Genomic DNA, 19,446 nt, shown 5'->3' with positions numbered 1-19,446 from the left:
GGTTAAGATCACTTAAAGATAGTTCAAAATGCAGGGATCTGCCAAATTATACCAAAGCTATGACAAATAAAATATTTTGAAAAATTCTCATGTAATTCAATTTCTGATGGCTTAGATTACTTTGTCAGCTGTGCAAGTAACCTCTCCAAAGGTGCCAACTCTTTTTCCTTTTCTAGTGGATTTACTTCATTAAACGAGTATCGAGATAAAGCCTCGTTCATTACTTCCACCTTTCTTAACATTGGTTCAATGTAAACCATAAAGTGTTCAAAGTTTTGTAGTATATCATTGTAGTTAGCAGCAAGTTTATAGCCTGACTTTCCAGGATGACTTACCAGCAAAACTCCATTATACCTCACGTCCCTAATTAGCTGTCTCAGTTTATCCTCTGTTACTTTTTCCGTGAAGTTCTTGAAATACGCTAATATTTCCTCTCTGGGCGTCAATCGATAGCTGTCCATTTCCATTTGTTGTTCCAAATACTCTAAAAGTCTCAAATGCAGAGAAGTCCTTCTAACACACCCCTTCCTCGCACCTCCATTTCGATAGTCTGTTATCGCCTTTTCTCCGATTTTTCTAATTTTTACATCCAAATCAGGATTTTCAATTGATGCTGCACTTCTTTTTTGTGCTTGTAATGGAAAGCGTTCAATTGATAATCGTTGATGCAGCACATCATAAATATCCTTCGGACTTTTACAAACATGGCTACTACAATAGACTCTTCCCAGAGAGCCAGCGATCAAATCGGCTAACTGCACAAGATTTTCATCTTGATCATTTATTAGCTCAAAATTTCTTTCAGGATTAAACAAATCTCTAACTACCGATTTCTCATTGACAAACCTTGCCAATTCGTCAGCATAATCTGTGCTACCCACTGTATCAGCATAGATTTGAAATGACTCGAATCTATCATTGTACTTCTGCACGAAGACCTTCTGAAAATACTTGTAGAAAACCTCCTTGTGCCGCAATCCACCTCTTTTTTGGTCTAAAAGCTTTTTATCTATAACCAATACATCAATGGTAAAGTCCAAATTCTCCACCAGGTAGTTCAATATATTCAATCGTTTCTTGAAGTGCTTTTTGTCTCCTAAATTCTTTGACTTAATTACTCCCCCCAGCCTAAAGCTCTTGCGAATTTCATCCACTATTTGCCTAGCATTCTCTTTGTTCTTTTCATCTAAAACTATTGCCGTATACACGAAATGGCTAAAGGTTCCGTCCTTAGATAAGTCCAAATGCGAATTGCCAAACTCATCAATGCAGATAATTGCCTTTTTTGATTCATGAGTTTTATTACCTGAGGGAGTTGAAGGCTGGGAAGTGTTTATTAATCTCATGTTCGAATTGATAAATTCCTCAAACTTACTCAGTGTAAAGCTTTTCCGGCCTACCATTCAGTTAAAGTTGAACCAAAAGTTATCAAACCCACTTATGAACAATTGTTGATAGCGCCCGCAACAGTTCTATCTCAATAACTTAATTGCTAGGCGAATGGCGTGAGCTTTACACAAAGTTTGTAAAGATCTTCTGCACAAGTAACCCTCTCCAGGTCAAGTTTAAGATCCATTTCCTTGAGCACAGAACTCCTTTTTTCCAAAGCAAGGAAAGCCTGCTCCAACAGCCTGATCACATCTTTCATTCGCTTCTGGTACATTCGTTTTGTACAGAAACCTTCACCTCTTTCATAAGCTGCCAAAAAAGAATAGGTCTCTTTCAGCTGATCAGCAACCGTTCTCTCGTCCATCTGAAGTACTCCTCTTAAAAACATTTCAATCGTAGAACTCTTTTTGAAATCTGTCATAATTCTTGATTTTAAATTTGAACTGAAGGAGCAAAAATTCTCATATTCCCGAAAGGACACCAGTGTAAGTGTCAGTATATCAGTCTGTAAAATTTTACAACGTTAGAATTTTGCTTTACCTGCTTTCAATCTCCACTTCAATTAATCTTGATTTTCGTATTTCTGTTTATTTTAGGAGCACCTAACCGATTACTCAATTTTTCTCTCAAGGCCGAACTTGACAAGTTGAAATAACTAAACCTCTCTTATGGAAGCAACACAGGCGCAACTCCTGAATCTCTTAGATGGAAAAAAGCAATTTACTATTCCGATTTATCAGCGAACTTATTCATGGCATAAAAAGCAATGTGATCAACTCTTTAAAGATATAGTAAGAGTTGGCAATGATGCCTCTGAACCCTCTCATTTTATTGGTTCTATTGTCTACTTTAAACCGGGTAATTCTCCGATCACGAGTGTACCTGAACTATTGGTTATTGATGGTCAGCAGAGGTTGACAACTGTTTCTTTATTGCTCTTAGCTCTCACACATTTCCTCAAAGAACAAGAGCATGTCTCTTTAGAGGATGAAACTTGGGAAGAAGTTCAGGAAACATATCTGGTGAACAAGCATAGGAAAGATGACTCCAAATACAAGCTTCTCCTAACCAAAAAAGACAAATTGACCTTTACTAATCTGATAGACGAAATTGAAGTAAGTGAAGCTCATTCAAAGAGAATAGTTGAAAATTATGAGTTCTTTAAAGGAGTTATTCATGCTGATAATATCCAGTCAGTCTACCATGGGATTAAAAAGTTGATTATAGTGGACGTAATTCTGGAAAGAGACAAGGATAATCCTCAACTAATCTTCGAAAGTCTGAACTCTACAGGGGTAGACTTATCACAAGCAGACCTAATCCGAAACTATATATTAATGGGTCAACCAAGCGATGTACAAACAGAGCTATATGAGAAATACTGGTATCCCATGGAACAGAGCTTTGGAGAAAATATCAGTTTGCTAGCATGGTATATTCGTGACTATCTGACTATGAGAGAGGGTTCAATTCCAAAGATTGGCCTCGTGTATGAAAGGTATAAACAGTACCTAAATTCATCTAATGGCCCATCCATAGAAGAAGCGATCAAAAGCCTTTTCAAATTTTCAAGATACTATGTTCGTATAGCTCTGTTAAAAGAGAAGGACCCCGGAATTGAAGTGAAGCTTAGGGAGATTTCAAAATTGAAGATTGACACTTCGTACCCATTCCTTTTGGCCGTATACTCAGATTATGAAGATGGGCAGATTTCTAAAGATGAGTTCATTGAAATTATAGACCTCGTTTCTAACTATGTTTTTAGAAGAGCAATTTGTGGTATTCCAACCAACAGTTTGAATAAAACTTTTGCCACTCTTTATAAACGCATCAAGAGAAAAGCATATCTTGAATCGGTAAAGGCTGCATTCTTGCTCATGGACGGCTACAGACGATTCCCCTCTGATGCAGAGTTTGTCAAAGAACTACAGGTGAAGGATGTGTACAATTTTAGGTCTAGAAATTACCTTCTCGAATCACTTGAAAATTGGAACAGGAAAGAACTTGTGAATGCAGAGAACTATACTATTGAGCACATCTTACCTCAGAATGAATCTCTTTCTTTCGAGTGGAAAAATGAGCTAGGCGAGAACTGGCAACAAATCCGAGATAAGTACTTACACACCCTGGGCAACCTCTCTTTAACACGTTACAACTCGGAGCTTTCTGATAGACCCTTTTCAGAGAAGAAAGCCATTTCCGGTGGCTTTGATTCTAGCCCACTGTTCTTGAATGAATCAGTAAGAGAGACGAAAAGATGGGACGAGACCGCAATATTAGACAGAGTGTCTAAATTGGCTGATAGAGCCTGTACAGTTTGGAGAAGACCTTCTTTGCCTGAAAATCGACTCGAACTCTATCGACAGCCAGGGGAAGCGAAAGAACTAGAAATTTATAGCCTCGATCATTATGATTATCTCCGGGGTGAAATCCTTGATCTATATAAGGCACTTGAAAAGAGAATCCTGAATATAGATTCATCAGTTAGAGTCGAGTTTAAGAAGCTTTATATAGCATTCAAATCACAGACTAACTTCGTAGATGTAGTACCTCAGAAGAAAAGACTACGCTTATCTCTAAACAGTGAATTTGATCAAATTAAGGATCCAAAGGGTATGTGTATAGATGTTTCAGGCCTCGGAAGGTGGGGGAATGGTGATGTCGAAGTAGGCTTAGCAAACATGAACGAAGTAGATTACATCATGGAGTTGATAGAACAAGCCTTTGAAGGACAAATTGATTCTGTGTAGTTTTCGACTATCTTCACTCTTCTTCTTACTTTAAATTATGAGCCAATCGCTGATGTCATTGGTTTGAAGCTTATTCGGCTTAACCAGTTAGCTTCTAATCATAAGTTTTATTTGGAGTTTCGTATTTTAGTCTTCACTCCTTAACTAAATTTTTAGCAAAATGAAATTCAGGCTTATATGGATCGCTATCTCAATTCTAGTTAGTCAAGCAACAGCATCTGCTCAAACTTCGGAGATAACCTTTATTGATAACTCTTCAGTTTCTGGAGGCAAGTCTATTGAAAGAACCATATTCAATTTTTTACGCCTTCAAGACATCAGTATTTCTGAATTCAGGACTCTCTTTGAAAGTTCAGGCTTTGAGGTCAACTACTCGCTAAACAACTCTTTAGAGATAGTAGAGCCTGTTGATTTTGACTGCCTCAATTGTTGTATAGATAATTTGAAGATAACAAAGTTTTTAGAGGACTTATCAATTATTTGGCACTCATGGCCCCATAGTACCTGCAACTCGGGTCTGGGATCACTAGTAGAAGCTCTTTCGGATTATTATGTTGGAGAAGAATCCGGCTTCAGTCATTATGAATTTCATCATAATAATAAAGGCTACGGTTTAGCCTTTCACAGAAACCTGGAAGAAGATATTTGGATAGAACAAATCGTAATATATAGTATTGATGGGTAGTGTGGGTGATCGTAAACAAATCAGGCAGGTTCTTTCTTTCAGTCAGGCATTCACTCAGCTTCTCATCAGTGCAAAGGGATAACTCAGGATAGAGATAGATGCAAGCGAAACACCACTAACTCCTCTCAATACTGTTGTCAGCACAAAAAGCAGCAAAACTCATCACCCTCGACCTACAAATAGAAATCGATTACAGCCAGCAGATGTACTGCAAAAACCCAAAGTGGCTCTCGCTGCAAACGCACCACGAAAAACGCTAGTGGCAAATGCTGGCAGCATGAATAAGTTGAAAATTACAGATGTTTAAAGTTTCAAAATACAGATAGAATGAAAAAGTATTTCCCCTTTCTTTTAGTCATATTGCTTTCATCAATGACTTATGCACAAGACTTAGCCAATTCCCCATTAAAAATTGTTGATAATGAATGGATCAAAACAGGGGAGTGCATCGAGCGCTCACCATATAATTTTGTGATTTTATATGAAATGAATACTCATCAATTCACTTTGAAAATGCGCGAACTTGATCTTTCACTAGAAAGAGGTGATAATTTCTGCGTTTCTGCGACAGAGCAGATAAGCATGAGTGTGCTAGAGGATACTCACTTAGGACCATACGAAATATTGGAAAAAGCAATATCCTATCATAAGTGCGACAATTATTTGAGAATTATGTCTCCTAATGCTACTGGGAGCAGTGACCTAAGCAAGTTAATGATTCTTCTGCAAGACTATTATATGGAGACAAGAAGTGGTGTTCGATTCTATGTCTTTGAACTCGAATCGAAAAGATATTCTTTTGCATTCAAAAGTGAAAGATTGGAAGGTGATACCTTTATTGAAACACTGGATATTACGTCTTCACCTGTTGAATGAATGAGATTGTACTACTACAAGAGCTCAGTGGTCATCTAGAGAAGTCCCTCCCTTTACAATCTGAATATTATTGAAGTTATACACTATAAGGGAAATTTCTTGATGTGAAACTGAGTGGTAGTGAAGCGGGTGGACAAATCAATAATTCACATTCTCACCGTATTGCACTATCGAGGTTGAGCTAACTACCTTTAGACCCTGTATTTAGTGAGGTAATTTCAATAATACACTTTAAACTAAAAGAGGAAAAAGGCAGTATTTACAACCTATTCAGAGTTTTTCGCCATAAGTTTAAAAACCTAGAAACTTTCCTGATTCTAAGGAGTGCCCAAATCGTAAATGGTAGTGACCAGTGCCTTTTCAGGGTGATTTGTATTTAGCTTAATAGCCTTTTTAGACCCTAAATAGTTTTCATGAGGGTATAGGACCACTTACCCTACTCTACCCTTTCGTTCAAAGCTCCCGATTTTGTCAAAAGGCTAACAACACTACCTTTTCAGTTCACTGACCTATTAAATAAATGAGAGGAACGATCTACCGTTTTCATTATTAGGTAAAGCTAAGACCAAAAGCCGGAATAGGTTGTTGTGACTGCCTTTAAATAAAAATCAGAGAGCTTAATCTACTTATTAAGTCTACCTCCATCTTAAGGGGCGAAAAGGTTGATTCTACAGCCTTTCTCTCAGATTTGCCATAGTGAGGATTTTGAGGACTTTGAGGAGATGAGGAAAGCAAAGGAGTTAATCCTCAGTTTCCTCATCATCCTCAGTTTCCTCAGCTGCGGGATTTTGGTACTCATTCTGCCTATCTCGAAGAATTAGCCCCTTTTTGCAAGCTTGAGTAATGTATCGTTCTGCGGTTTTACCTGGAATGGACAATTTTTGCGCAATAGATAGAAAATCCTGCCTATTGAATTCAAATGGCAGTGCAGCCAGGAACTTTTCCTTTCGATTCAAATGATTTGGCTGAGATTGTTCTTGAGGAAGCTTGTTGAATACCTGACTCGAATGGATCAAAAGGTTATCAATCATGCCTATTGCTGCGTTAAAATCTTGATCCCGACAAATAACCCTTCCAGTTAACACGCCAGTTTCCACAGCTCTAAGAGAAGACAGGACCATGCACAGCCGAAAGGCAATTATTCCTAACCTTCTCACTGTTGCGATATAATCAATGCCCTGCACCTTCAAAAATTCTGCCTGCACCTTTTGGAAAAACTCATTGAATCTTTTTTGTTGATCCTTGGTTAGGGTAAACTCCTTTTCACCAGCGTTCAACAGCTGTTCGTAGATTACCTGGAATTCCAAGCCTAAATCATCAAAGTATTCATCATGAGACTTGCTCCCGCTATTGGCGAAGACATCCTTCCAAATAGGTTTCACATTCATGTAGTAAAACATAAACCGGCTAAATAGGCCATTCTCCGCGCCTGGTATTAATGATGAAATCTGCTTTGGTGTGCCTGAAAGCAACGCGGATAAACACGGAGACTCGATATCCACATATTCTCTGTTCGTCCGCCTAAAGAAGGAGATTGTCTCATGGTGAAATGCTTTTCGAAAGCCATCGCTGTAATTCCCATAGTCAGTCTTGAACGCCTGTGCCAAGGTATCACCTTCTGTTTCGTAGATCAGCCCTCTTCCATCGTTATCTGATAATAGCTGGAAGACTCCGGTAGTACTGTTGTTTGCCGGAATGAAGAGCATGTTTTCAGCTGGTTCGGCAGGCTTTTCAAGCCCCATTTGAGCGCCTTTTTGAGAATTGTATGCTGCTAGTTCCTTCTCGTACTCCTGACGCTTTTGTGCGGCTTTGTCTCGCATTCCATCGTGAATGGGCTTAACAAGCTGCCTACAATGGCTTAAACGTCCCTTTCCAGCGGAAGCCTCTCCAGTGACGAATAAGAACAGATTGGGACGTACTTTCCTACCATCGTAGAGCCCATGAACTTTTGGAAGGCAAGAACTGATCACTGTTATAGCTCCCAGCAGCAAAATATCTCTTTCTTCATCAGAAGTAGACATCTTAACAACCCGCTTCAAAAAGTCGGGTAGTGAACTGTAGATTTCTTCTGAAAAGGTTGGAAGCATCGCCTTTTCGCCATTTTTTCGCCTTGGTTTTTGTGGCATTTCCAAACCCGCTTGCTTCGCCAGGTGATAAAAAGTTCCCAGGCTCACTCCAGATCCCTTAGCGCTTAAACAATGCGTGTACTGTTTGTCACACTCAGTTTCAGAATACTCAGAGTAAAACTTACTTACTCTCTGAAAGAGCTCACGGCCCTCTTCTCCAAATTCATCTGCGAAAGCAAAGCCGATGTTGCGCCATTCTTCGTAATTCGGAGCGAGATCTATTTCTTGTGCTTCAAGTTGATAGATCATACTTTCGACCTTCTTGAACTCTTCCGATCCCGCCTTCGCACCTGACGCTTTTTGATGAGAGTCCTTCGAGTTATTTGAATTTGCTTTACCACACCATTCCTCTGGATTAAATGTATTATTTGATGTCATGGTCAAGGTATTTAAGGTTAATGTAAGCGAATGGATCATGAGACAGAAAGCATGCTCTTGAAATGTCTTTACCGGATTGGTCTACTTCAAGATTATATCGTGCTTTCAGCATCGCACTAATTGCAACAAAAAATTTCTCGTGTGTATCCTGGTTAATTCTTTCGTCACTGACCACCCACTTAAGCCCTAAGCCTGAAGGTGAAGTGAAAAGCAATTCTGTTTGGAGCTCATTTTCTTTCAGAAGTGCTTCTTTTGCTGCTAGGACCTCAGAAGAATCTCTGAAGTTGTCAAAATCAAAACATATCATTCCAGAATGCGTGAATAGTCCTGATTTGCTTCTTTTGTGAAAAGTACCAGAAAAGGTCACAAAATCAAGGTTTTTCGTCTTTAGCATACGCTTTGCCTCTTTGCTCCTTTGATTTCTGATATTGTTGATTGTGCGCTCATAATCACCTCCTTTAATAAGATGATAGATATCAAGAATACCTATATGCTTCGAAGGTGTTGTATTGCCAATAGGCCCTGGATAAAAAGAAAATAATCTAGTCATGGCTTAGGCTCCTTTTTTATAGTTAGACATCAAGTGATTTTCGATATCCTCCCATCGATAGTAGATCTTCGTACCGAACTGTGAAAACGGTAAAACAGACCTGTCCCGATAATTCTGGAGCTGCCTCTTGCTGATTCGCAAGATTTCACAGACCTGATTGTTATCGAGCCAACCTTCGCCTGGTTCTGGAGTTTTCTTTTTAAGGTTTTCTACAGATTGTTTAAGGGTTTCGAGTTTTGCTAGAAGTATTCTAAACTCTTCTTTAGTAATAAGTTTTGCCTCCATTTTCTTGGATTTTGGGTTATTGTTACCGCAAATGAAGGCAGATGACTATGTTTTTCTTGAAACGCAGACCCTAATGAAAAAATAGGGTCCATGTTTCAATTTCTCGAACCCTATAATTTAGGACGCGGAGGAAATGTCATTCGATCTTTCCCAAGACCAGTTAAGACTATGTTTCTCAAAGGGCTTGAGAAATCGTCCTCCTTGAGAAGATCACTTGCCAGAGATATGTCTACAATGCATTTTACCATGGCTTCACGATTATCAAATTCCGACTTTAGGTCAAAGAGTTGATTGTTATAGCAGAATTGTCTAATCGCTTGAAAGAATAAATTTCTCATTTGTGCTGGAGAAGGAAACCAATCATCGACAATAGTGAGTACTGGCTCGTTTGAGTTAATTGTATGATCTGATCGTTTGATTCCAACCTTAAACCTCTGCACCAACTGCCGAATTAAAATCAATGGCCACTCATTCTTGACATTATCCAATATGAGTCTCACAATCTCTGGGGAATCCAAACTTATTTCAAAGTCACTTTCACCTGTAGGCGTTCTCCATTTTAGAGTGCCTTTACCCAACTCGTGATCTTGAGCATACTTCTCAAGTCGTAATAATTTGATGGAATCAATAGTATACTGTCGCCACTTTGTAAGATCCTTTTCCTTCCAGGGAAGTTCATTGAAGAGATGCGTGATGGCTATCAAATTTTTTATATGTAGATCATCTCTGATCCCATGCTCTTGGATTGCCTTCTTTACATTTCCATACCAGTCCTTTTCAATAGTCAAACGGCTAGCTGAAAATTGATCCTCGAATCCTTCTCTTTTTGAGAAGTTTTCTAAATCAGGGTTTGGAAAAATTTCTAGAAAATTAACATGGATAATTACAGTTTCGTCATTTCGCTTCACTTCCATTTTTTGGGGTTTGGTTTAATTTCAAAACATAACTAATTTCGGACCACGTTCAAAGAAATCATGTAAACCATATGTAAACCGGAAATAAGAGGGCATAAAAAAAGAGGAGCTATTAACTCCTCTTTCTCTTGCCAGTAAAGGCTTTCAGTGTTGTCGGGGTGGCAGGATTCGAACCTGCGACCTCCTGCTCCCAAAGCAGGCGCGATAACCGGGCTACGCTACACCCCGAGCTTTTATTTTAAATGGCTCCGGTAAGCCATTCCCCAAAAAAGACTCATCCGTCTTTTCCGTTAGAGGGGTGCAAAGATAATCAGTTGTTTTTACTGACAAAGCATAAAATGAAAATTTTCTGTATTGAGTTCGTACGAAAAGCTGAACCTTCCTGAATCTCAAGAACCAAGAATACCAACTCAAATTCACACTTTTTCTCATGGTGCTTTTTGCTGCAATTATGTTTAATAAATAATTGTTTTTCTCAAACAAAACAGAACGGGGCCGGTTATCTGCTTGAATTATTTACAAGTAGCCCCAAATGAGGAATGCAATAATTATTGGAGCCGGAATTGCCGGGCTGGCAAGTGCTTTGAGATTGAGAAACAAAGGTTTCGAAGTAGATGTTTTTGAAGCCAACTCGTACGCTGGAGGCAAGATCCATGCGCAAAATCTGGACGGCTTCAGGTTCGACATGGGACCCTCACTCTTCACTATGCCTCATCTCGTTGATGAACTTTTTAGGCTGTTTGGAAAAAACCCCAGAGACTTCTTCAACTACCGCCAAAAAGAAACAATCTGCAATTACTTCTGGAGCGATGGCACTCGTTTTTCTGCCAGTGCCGACAAGCAGCAGTTTGTTGATCAAGCAGCTAAGACATTCGATGAATCATCAGAAAAAATTGAAAAATACCTAAACCGAAATGCGGAAAAATACGAGCTGACTGCTGATATCTTTCTCAAAAAATCCCTTCACAACGCAAAGACTTATTTATCGGTCAATACCCTTAAATCGCTCCTGAAATCCGGAAGACTCGATATTGGAAAATCGCTCAACCAGGTAAACGAAATATATTTTGATCACCCAAAGCTCGTGCAGCTCTTCAATCGATTTGCTACTTACAATGGCTCTTCTCCCTACTCCACACCGGGGATTATGTCAATGATACCTCATCTTGAAATGGAACTTGGTACCTACTTTCCCGAAGGTGGGATGCACGAGATATCACAGAGTCTCTATCGTTTGGCAAAAGAGCAGGGCATCAATTTCCACTTCAATTCGAAAGTCGAAAAGATTCTACTTGACGACAAAAAAGCAAAAGGAGTTCGAGCGAACGGAGTCGATCACCTTGCTGATGTGGTGGTCTCAAATGTGGACGTGTTTTCCACTTACAAGCATTTACTAAAGGAAGCTCGACAGCCAAAGAAAATTTTAAGTCAGGAAAGATCTAGTTCGGCCATCATTTTTTACTGGGGAATCAACAACGAATTTCCACAGTTCGACTTGCACAACATCCTTTTTTCTGACAACTATAAGGAGGAGTTCGAGAGCATTTTCGAAACAAAGAAACTGTTTGATGACCCCACAGTTTACATTAATATTTCGAGCAAAGAGGAGACGAGAGACGCGCCCAAGGGTTGTGAAAACTGGTTTGTGATGATCAATGTGCCCGTGAATGAAGGTCAATACACAGAGGAGGTTTTTCAGCAAGCCCGAAAATATGTCATCCATAAAATTCAGAACACACTTGGAGTCGACATCACTCAGCACATTGTTACCGAAAACCGACTTGATCCAATAAGTATTGAGAGCAACACTAACTCTCACGGAGGATCGCTTTATGGGACGTCAAGCAACTCAAAGTTCGCTGCATTTCTGCGTCACCCAAACTTTTCGTCTTCAGTTAAAAACCTCTATTTCTGCGGAGGATCTGTGCATCCTGGTGGAGGGATTCCGCTCTGCTTGCTTTCAGCAAAAATTGCTACGAACGAAATCCCATCTGCCTAATGGACTTGCTTTTAAAAAATCAAATCAACCTCAAACGCTTTGCTTCAATAGTCGTTCTCTGGGCTTTTCAGGTTGCGGCACTCATCGGAATCAGCCTGGGCTATTTTGAGTGGTTTATTTCCAAGACAGAACTAAACCTGATGATTATCGCAGTTTTGCTGGCCATTAACTTTCCGGTCAACTCGCTCAAAAGAATTGGCTTTTTTGTCGCAATATTCATGAGTGGATTTTTTCTTGAGTGGCTCGGGGTTAACTACGGTCTTTTCTTCGGAGACTATGCTTATGGTGAAAATCTCGGTTACAAACTGGGAGGAGTTCCGCTGTTGATCGGAATCAACTGGGCCGTCCTGATCATGAGTTGTGCAGCCATAGTGGATCGGCTCAAAGTTCATTATCTCTTTAAATCGATAATCGGTGCAGGACTAATGGTGTTACTCGATTTCTTTATTGAACTACCTGCTCCGGTTTTCGATTTTTGGGAATTCGAAGGTGGAGAAGCGCCCATAGACAACTACGTTGCGTGGTATCTCATTTCTTTTTTCATGATTCTGGGATATCAGAAACTCAAAGTCAAAGGGGATTTTATATTTTCCTGCCATCTTTACACAGCGCAATTAATCTTCTTTGCTTTTTTCTATGTCGCATACAGTTTATGATTTTGCAATAGTAGGTGCCGGAGCAGCTGGACTGCAGCTGGCTGTGGCGATGAGTGAAGACCCCTACTTTGATGATGCTTCAATCGCAATCATAGAAAAAGATGAGAAAAACCAGAACGATCGCACCTGGTGCTTCTGGGAAAAAGGAAATGGAAAATGGGATATAATTGTTACCAAAACATGGCAAAAAGCTCAGTTCGCCAATTCCAAAAAACTGCTCAATCTCGACCTTAAGGACTACCAATACAAAATGGTAGGCGCGCTGGATTTTTACAATCACACCAAAAGCTTGCTGTCAAAGGCAAAAAACTTCACCTGGATAAATGATGAAGTCGATAGAATAGAAGAAGGAGAACCATCCACTATTTATGGCCTGGAGAATTCCTACCTGTCAAAACTCGTTTTTGATAGTCGGGTCGACAAGAAATTCTATGAAGCAAAAGACAAGTACATCCGGCTTCTGCAACATTTTAAGGGCTGGGTCATAGAAACTGAAAAGAGTGTTTTCGACCCCAATTCGTTTATGATGATGGACTTTAGGCTGAAGTGGCCAGAGTCGACAAGCTTCACTTATATTTTGCCATTTTCAGAAAAGAAAGCCCTTGTGGAATTCACCTTTTTTTCTCCTGAGCTCATTGATGACTCCGGCTACGACAAATACTTGCATAAGTACCTTAAAGAAGTTTTGGGTGTCGAAAACTTCAAGATCACAGATCAGGAGAAAGGTGTAATTCCAATGAGTAATTATCCCTTTCATCAAGCGAATACGAAGAATGTCATTAAAATAGGAACTGCTGGTTCGTGGGTGAAGCCGTCTTCGGGTTATTCTTTTAAAAACGCTGAACGATACAGCAACAAACTGATTGAGAATCTGAAAGCAAACAAATCTCCAGACCACGAGCTTTTTAACACTCGATTTAGAAAATACGACTCCTTGTTTTTGGATGTGCTCTGGAAAAATAATCACCTTGGAGAGCGCATTTTTAGCAACATGTACAGTAAAAATGATCCGTCAATGATTTTGCGCTTTTTAGACGAAGAGACAAACTTTTGGCAAGAGATTAAGATCATGAGTTCTTTTCAAAAGCTACCCTTCACAAAGGCACTTCTTCGAAGTTTTTCCAGGAGCCATCCACGGGACAATAACATCCAAGGTTGAGAATCCAACCTTACACCCACAGAGGGTTGGAATTCATTTTTGGTATCAAACCACTGTAGAACGAAATAATAGGTCACTCACAGCTATCAGTTTAAAAGGTCTGGTTCATCTTCCAGCTAAACCTTGAGGCCGCACGCGCTTCCGACACTAGCATAAGAGCTTTAACATAATTACAGAATAAAGTTTTGCTCTTGTCTGAAATGTTAGCGAGCTTACGCCCAAATTTAAATTAACGTTATGAATAGACTTTACACTTTAAAAGCCTGCTTTATAGCAGCACTTCTTATGGTTAGCGGATTTGCATCTGCACAACTAACAATCGATGAGGACTTCGCATCTCCAGGACTTCCTTCTGGATGGACTGCTATTGATGAAGATGGTTTGACACCAGCAGTGGATCCAAGTTTCACAACCTGGTTTGTAGACACTGTGAATGCCACAGGACCTTATCAGGGCACAATTCACGCGCAGAGTACTTCCTGGATTGAAGGATTTGCGCCAGGTAACAGAAACTGGCTGATTTCTTCAGCAGTGGAAGTTGACGCAAACACGAGCGTTGCGTGGGCAGCTGCTCCAGCGCAAGGTTACCTCTACATGGACGGTTACACTGTTTTGGTTTCAACAACCGACACAGAGCTTGAGAGCTTCACCGACACTCTTGAGCACTACGCTCAAAACATCAATGACGATCCAACTCAGTTCAGCGATGGAGTAGTTCACGGGAATTGGGTAGGAGACCCAACATCGACTGATCCATTGGCTAACGGAATCATGGTTCACCGTGAGTTCTCTTTGGCTGATTACGAAGGGGAAACTATTTACATCGCTTTCCTACACGACTCAGATGACGACTTCTTCCTTTTGATGGACTACGTGAAAGTTGGTAATGCTGGTGACATCACCCACGTGGGATCGGTAGATAAAAAAGCTATGGATATGGAAGTATTTCCAAATCCAATCAACGAGGAGTTGAACCTTTCAGTAACAACTGATGGTTTTGAGCCTTACACAATTGAGGTAAGAAACATGGTAGGTCAACTGGTTTACTCTAAAGAAGTAACTACTTCTTCTGAAGAAGTAGAAACTCTTTCAGCTTCTGATTGGCAAGCCGGAGTTTATCTTGTAAGCGTTGTTATGGACAATGACATTATGACAAGACGAGTAGTGAAAAAATAATTTCACTTTACTCATTTTGAGACTGAAGGCCCGATTGCAAATTGTAATCGGGCCTTTCTTTTTTCAGTTATTCTCTGAAAAATGAAGCGCAGTGTTAAATCTTTCTTGCTTTGCTCACAGAGGAGTTTACCTTTGATATCATAAAAAGAAGCTTCACCCTGAGAAAAAATCAAATCAATTGAAGAGGCTGTGAAAAAAATCCTGGTCATAGAAGATAATGAAGATGTAAGAGAAAACATCGTGGAGTTTCTTGAGCTGGCTAACTACGAAGTGACACAGGCAGAAAACGGCAAGATAGGTGTCGACAAAGCTCTGGCAGATCCTCCTCACCTCATTCTTTGCGACATCATGATGCCGGAACTCGATGGCTACGGAGTTATTTTTCTTTTGAGTAAACACAAGGAAACGGCTTCCATTCCCTTCATTTTTCTCACCGCCAAAGCAGAAAAAGGAGATATGAGAAAAGGGATGAACCTGGGTGCAGACGACTACATCACAAAGCCGTTTGACGAATCGGATCTTTTGCAAGCTGTGGAAAGCCGACTAAAACGAAGCGAAGTGCTCCGGCAGGATTTGGCAGGTAGTGGGTTTGAAAGTTTTGTAAACTCTGCCAGGGAGAGCGATTCACTTTTACAACTTTCCGAGAACCGCGTTTCCAGAACCTACTCAAAAAAGGACATGATCTACCTCGAAGGCGATCAACCAAATAAATTCTTTCTAATTGAATCCGGAAAAGTAAAAACTTATCGACTACATACGGATGGAAAAGAATTGATCACCGGGATTTACTCGGATGGAGAATACCTCGGCTACATGCCGATTTTGCAGGAAAGTGCTTATCGCGATTCGGCCACTGCACTAGAGGAAACCACGCTAAAACTCATACCGCGAGAGGATCTTTTTGCCCTCATCTCGAGCAATGCTCAGATTGCTGGGGCTTTCATAAAAATGCTCAGTGCACATGCACAGGACAGTGAAGAACGATTGCTCCATTTGGCCTACGACACGGTGAGAAAAAGAGTCGCCAGGGGACTTCTTGAATTTGTAGAAAAGTACGGTCAGCAAAAAGCTAAAGAGGGAATTCCAATTTCTAGAGAAGACCTTGCAAAAGTGGTAGGAACCGCTACAGAAACAGTTGTTCGCACGCTCGGAGATTTTAAGCAAGAGGAGCTCATTGTGGTTGAAGGAAGAAACATCAAAATTCCTGATCCCGCAAAACTGGAACACCTCAGGTTTTAACTCTTTCCACTTGCCTTCCTATTGAACACTTTTGATTTTCGGTTGCTTTCATTTGACGGATTGAAAAAGTCAACATTGAGTTTAACAACCATTGACATTGTCGAAATGCAACGGTCGTATTTTAAGCCCTACTTTTGCAAATCCTTTTTGAGATAAGAAAATCAAGAATCGATAACTAAAAGATATGCCGCAAGTTCCTTAAAGGAATTTTGTGGCTGCTTTGTTTTAGAATGACCATTTTTCAACGAGAAGAAAGTAAAGAAGCCCTCTTTTCCCTGTTCAAACTGTCGGGGCCAATTGTGCTTGCCAATATCCTGCAAACTACCTATCAGTTGATAGACACGTTTTGGCTGGGAAGAATTGGCGCAGGTGCTGTAGCTGCCGTGTCTCTGAGCTTTCCGTTGCTATTCCTGATTATTTCGTTGGGCATTGGACTTACCATTGCCGGTTCTATTATGGTTGCCCAGTACAAGGGAATGCGAGATCAAAGAATGATCAACTACAGTACATCGCAAACCTATCTGGTGATGTTTTTTATCTCACTGCTTTTGGCGGCTGCGGGTTTCTTCTTTTCCGGTCCGCTCATGCGACTTGTGGGAGCTGAAGGTGAAATTCTTACCGATGCTGTAGATTATTTTCAGGTTTCTTCAATCGGGTTCATCTTTCTTTTCATGTTTTTCGTTTACCAGTCGCTCATGCGTGGAATCGGAAATGTGATCGGGCCGACTTTTGTGGTGCTTTCCACAGTCATTTTAAACCTGTTTCTCGACCCGCTTTTTATCTACGGATGGGGGCCAATTCCAGAAATGGGTGTTTCTGGTGCAGCCATGGCCAGCGTGATCACACAGGGCCTTTCGGCATTTATTGGGTTCATCATTATTTACAGAGGTAAAAGCGGAATTCAGCTCAACTTTTCAGATTTCAGATGGGACCTCCGTTTTGTCAAAACTATGATGAAACTCGGCTTGCCTTCGAGTCTGGAGTTGTCTACGCGTGCCCTGGGAATGTCTGCATTAATCGTGCTTGTCACAAGCTTCGGCTCCATGGTGATGGCCTCCTACGGAATTGGAGCTCGCATACTCAGCTTCGTAATTATTCCTGCACTCGGTTTGTCTTCGGCCACCACTACTCTGGTTGGTCAGCACATGGGCGCACAACAGATTGAGAAGGCAAAAGAAGTAGGAATTATGAGTCAGAAGGTAGCTTTTTGGGGACTCACTTCTATTGGTGTAATCCTGTTTGTTTTTGCCGAGCAGCTCACGGCCTTTTTCGTCCCTGGAGAAACGGAGGTAATAGAAAACGGGGCGATGTTCATCAAAATAATGGCCCCGAGTTTCGGAGTGCTGGGAGTGCAGCAAGTGACCAACGGGGTGTTCAACGGAGCAGGCTACACACTGGCTTCCATGATGATGTCGATTATCGCTCTTTGGGTTATCCGGTTTCCTCTGGCCTACTTCTTATCCTATGAAACAAGCCTTTCGTTCAATGGCATATGGTGGGCTTTCCCAATATCTAATTTAATTGCCGCTGGAATTTCCATTGCATGGTTTAGAAGAGGAACATGGCAGCACAAGAAGAGAGTTAGTTTTCAGGCTGACTAACACCTCCCCTTTAGGCTTTTGGCTCCAGGGTGAAAAAGAAAGTGGTACCTACGCCTTCTGTGCTCTCTGCCCAAATTTCTCCATCGTGTCGATCAACGAAATCTTTGCACAGCATCAAACCAATTCCTGAGCCCGGCTCTCCATCTGTCCCGACTTTTACTTTCGATCGATCCCAGGAGAAGAGCTTTTCCAATTCCAAATTGCTCATCCCTTGCCCCTGATCTGACACGTAAAAAGCTGACCCGTCCGGGTCATATCCAACTTCCACCTTGCCCCCTTCACTAAATTTAAGTGCATTTTGAACCAGATTGCGGAATAGAAATTTGAGCATTTCGGGATCACTATGCACGCTTAGTCCATCTGGTATTCTGTTTTGCAATCTCAAATTCTTTTTACTGGCGTGGTCAGAGAGGTCGGTGAGCACGGAGTCAACAGCATCTGAGAGCTTCACTGCTTCTTTATTGATCTCCCCACTCTTTACATAGCTCGATCCCCAGGTTACCATGTCCGAAAGAAGTTTGTAAGCCTGATGAGTACCCTTTAGTTGTTCATTGACAAGAAAATCCATCTCCTCCCCTAAATCCACACGACCTTTTATGAGCGATAAAACAGATTCTGAGCCTGCCAGGTTGTTTCGCAAGTCGTGAGCGATTGCCGAAAGCAGATTGACGTTGAGTCGCGATAGTTGTTCGAGTTTTTGATTTGTCTGTTTCAAACACCTTGCATGTTCGCACAAGCGTTTTTGATCCAGGTCGTAGTCCAGCTTTCTGACTACTTGTTTCGCCAAGAACTTGAGTGACTTTGTTTGAAAATCATTTAATTCACGCGGCTCTGTGTCAACTACACAAAGAGATCCCAAATTATAGCCATTACGGTTGGTGAGAGGCACGCCTGCATAATATCTAATGTGATCTTCATCGGATGTGACATAAGGATTGTCCTTCACTCGCTCGTCCTTTGTGGCATCCTTAATTTCAACCAACTCGTGCTGAAGGATAGTGTAATTGCAAAATGCAACGTCTCGAGAAGTACCGTTTTCATCTATGCCTTTTTTGGCTCTGTACCACTGTCGATCTTCGTCAATTAAGGTCACCAGTGAAATTGGTGTTTCACAAATTTCAGAAGCTAATTCCACCAGGTCATTGAGCTCCTCATCTGTTGTGCCATCCAAAATTTCGTATTCACGTAAAGCCCTTAGGCGTTCGGCCTCTGTCTCAAGAGCCGGGTCCTCAATCTTTTTAATACTCATAATAAATCTAGTTTCGCCACTTCAAAAAAGTAGTAAGTGCTAATACTAATAACGAATGTGATGGTTAAAAGTGTTCGGCAGATAAGCATGATACTTATCAGTTTTTCGATCACCTCTCAGCAGCCCTCAAGGATAAAGGCTTTCCAGTCACGTAGGAATTTTCTTAAAGTTGAATGGGGAATCACTTAGTCGAAGCTAAAGCATGGTAATTTTTAAGAATTCAGAATAGCAAGTCAGACAATGTCAATCTTCATCTGTTGCTCAGACAAGTCTTCGGGGATTACTAACGTGATCCTGGTGGGGTGGACCTACAAGATCTAAAAACCTCACAATGCTGCGCATCGTTGGCTTTTTGCTTCAGAGGCCCTTCACCCAAGCAAAGTTTGGCTCGGGCTCTAAATTTCGGGGATTACT

Annotated in this window: 17 protein-coding genes and 1 tRNA gene; 10 read left to right on the top strand and 8 right to left on the bottom strand. The window is 40.9% G+C overall.

The window, feature by feature from the left end:
* Window positions 1-116 precede the first annotated feature (116 nt).
* Window positions 117-1,346 carry a DUF3800 domain-containing protein gene (locus ABHV44_RS15790; protein WP_459075686.1) on the bottom strand — a complete coding sequence of 410 codons (1,230 nt, stop codon included), beginning with the start codon at window positions 1,344-1,346 and terminating at the stop codon, window positions 117-119.
* A 146-nt stretch (window positions 1,347-1,492) separates the two neighbouring features.
* Window positions 1,493-1,810, bottom strand: a complete 318-nt coding sequence (locus ABHV44_RS15785; protein ID WP_459075685.1) for a hypothetical protein — start codon at window positions 1,808-1,810, stop codon at window positions 1,493-1,495.
* Between the two features lie 247 nt (window positions 1,811-2,057).
* Between ABHV44_RS15785 and ABHV44_RS15780 the strand changes: the two genes are divergently transcribed.
* From ABHV44_RS15780 to ABHV44_RS15765, 4 genes are all read left to right on the top strand, one after another.
* Window positions 2,058-4,139 (top strand): GmrSD restriction endonuclease domain-containing protein, encoded by a 2,082-nt coding sequence (locus tag ABHV44_RS15780; RefSeq protein WP_459075684.1) that lies wholly within the window; start codon window positions 2,058-2,060, stop codon window positions 4,137-4,139.
* 160 nt (window positions 4,140-4,299) lie between these two features.
* On the top strand, window positions 4,300-4,824 hold the full coding sequence (locus ABHV44_RS15775) for a hypothetical protein (protein ID WP_459075683.1): 525 nt from the start codon (window positions 4,300-4,302) through the stop codon (window positions 4,822-4,824).
* A gap of 134 nt (window positions 4,825-4,958) precedes the next feature.
* Window positions 4,959-5,084 (top strand): hypothetical protein, encoded by a 126-nt coding sequence (locus tag ABHV44_RS15770; protein WP_459075682.1) that lies wholly within the window; start codon window positions 4,959-4,961, stop codon window positions 5,082-5,084.
* Window positions 5,085-5,151: 67 nt separating this feature from the next.
* Complete coding sequence (locus ABHV44_RS15765; protein WP_459075681.1) at window positions 5,152-5,700, top strand: hypothetical protein; 549 nt, start codon at window positions 5,152-5,154, stop codon at window positions 5,698-5,700.
* A gap of 740 nt (window positions 5,701-6,440) precedes the next feature.
* On the opposite strand, the gene ABHV44_RS15760 is transcribed toward ABHV44_RS15765, so the two are convergent.
* The 5 genes from ABHV44_RS15760 to ABHV44_RS15740 all read right to left on the bottom strand — a co-directional run bounded on the left by ABHV44_RS15760 (window position 6,441) and on the right by ABHV44_RS15740 (window position 10,181).
* Window positions 6,441-8,204, bottom strand: coding sequence for a DUF3987 domain-containing protein (locus ABHV44_RS15760; protein ID WP_459075680.1), 1,764 nt, complete (start codon window positions 8,202-8,204; stop codon window positions 6,441-6,443).
* Window positions 8,191-8,754: a BT4734/BF3469 family protein gene (locus ABHV44_RS15755; protein ID WP_459075679.1), complete on the bottom strand. Its 564-nt coding sequence runs from the start codon at window positions 8,752-8,754 to the stop codon at window positions 8,191-8,193. The genes ABHV44_RS15760 and ABHV44_RS15755 overlap by 14 nt, the downstream gene beginning before the upstream one ends.
* Before the next feature lie 3 nt (window positions 8,755-8,757).
* Window positions 8,758-9,039: a helix-turn-helix domain-containing protein gene (locus tag ABHV44_RS15750; protein WP_459075678.1), complete on the bottom strand. Its 282-nt coding sequence runs from the start codon at window positions 9,037-9,039 to the stop codon at window positions 8,758-8,760.
* A 110-nt stretch (window positions 9,040-9,149) separates the two neighbouring features.
* Window positions 9,150-9,953, bottom strand: coding sequence for a hypothetical protein (locus ABHV44_RS15745; protein ID WP_459075677.1), 804 nt, complete (start codon window positions 9,951-9,953; stop codon window positions 9,150-9,152).
* 153 nt (window positions 9,954-10,106) lie between these two features.
* Window positions 10,107-10,181, bottom strand: a tRNA-Pro gene (locus ABHV44_RS15740).
* 304 nt (window positions 10,182-10,485) lie between these two features.
* On the opposite strand from ABHV44_RS15740, the gene crtD reads away from it, so the two are divergent.
* The 6 genes from crtD to ABHV44_RS15710 all read left to right on the top strand — a co-directional run bounded on the left by crtD (window position 10,486) and on the right by ABHV44_RS15710 (window position 17,783).
* Window positions 10,486-11,952 carry a 1-hydroxycarotenoid 3,4-desaturase CrtD gene (gene crtD / locus ABHV44_RS15735; RefSeq protein ID WP_459075676.1) on the top strand — a complete coding sequence of 489 codons (1,467 nt, stop codon included), beginning with the start codon at window positions 10,486-10,488 and terminating at the stop codon, window positions 11,950-11,952.
* Window positions 11,952-12,608 carry a carotenoid biosynthesis protein gene (locus ABHV44_RS15730; RefSeq protein WP_459075675.1) on the top strand — a complete coding sequence of 219 codons (657 nt, stop codon included), beginning with the start codon at window positions 11,952-11,954 and terminating at the stop codon, window positions 12,606-12,608. The genes crtD and ABHV44_RS15730 overlap by 1 nt, the downstream gene beginning before the upstream one ends.
* The gene (locus ABHV44_RS15725) at window positions 12,589-13,767 is read left to right on the top strand and encodes a lycopene cyclase family protein (RefSeq protein WP_459075674.1); all 1,179 of its coding nucleotides are present in this window, start codon (window positions 12,589-12,591) and stop codon (window positions 13,765-13,767) included. Before ABHV44_RS15730 ends, ABHV44_RS15725 begins: the two co-directional genes overlap by 20 nt.
* Window positions 13,768-14,004: 237 nt before the next feature.
* Window positions 14,005-14,943, top strand: a complete 939-nt coding sequence (locus tag ABHV44_RS15720) for a T9SS type A sorting domain-containing protein (RefSeq protein WP_459075673.1) — start codon at window positions 14,005-14,007, stop codon at window positions 14,941-14,943.
* 189 nt (window positions 14,944-15,132) lie between these two features.
* Window positions 15,133-16,182: a response regulator gene (locus ABHV44_RS15715; RefSeq protein WP_459075672.1), complete on the top strand. Its 1,050-nt coding sequence runs from the start codon at window positions 15,133-15,135 to the stop codon at window positions 16,180-16,182.
* 299 nt (window positions 16,183-16,481) lie between these two features.
* Window positions 16,482-17,783, top strand: a complete 1,302-nt coding sequence (locus ABHV44_RS15710) for an MATE family efflux transporter (protein ID WP_459075671.1) — start codon at window positions 16,482-16,484, stop codon at window positions 17,781-17,783.
* Window positions 17,784-17,793: 10 nt separating this feature from the next.
* Here ABHV44_RS15710 and ABHV44_RS15705 read toward each other — a convergent pair whose 3' ends face one another.
* Window positions 17,794-19,032: a GAF domain-containing sensor histidine kinase gene (locus ABHV44_RS15705; RefSeq protein WP_459075670.1), complete on the bottom strand. Its 1,239-nt coding sequence runs from the start codon at window positions 19,030-19,032 to the stop codon at window positions 17,794-17,796.
* Window positions 19,033-19,446: the final 414 nt, after the last annotated feature.

The sequence above is a fragment of the Halocola ammonii genome (assembly GCF_049334165.1).
GTDB lineage: Bacteria > Bacteroidota > Bacteroidia > Flavobacteriales_D > Sanyastnellaceae > JBEGHD01.
Note: the sequence above shows the minus strand (reverse complement) of the source record. Positions and strands in the feature narration are given on the sequence as shown.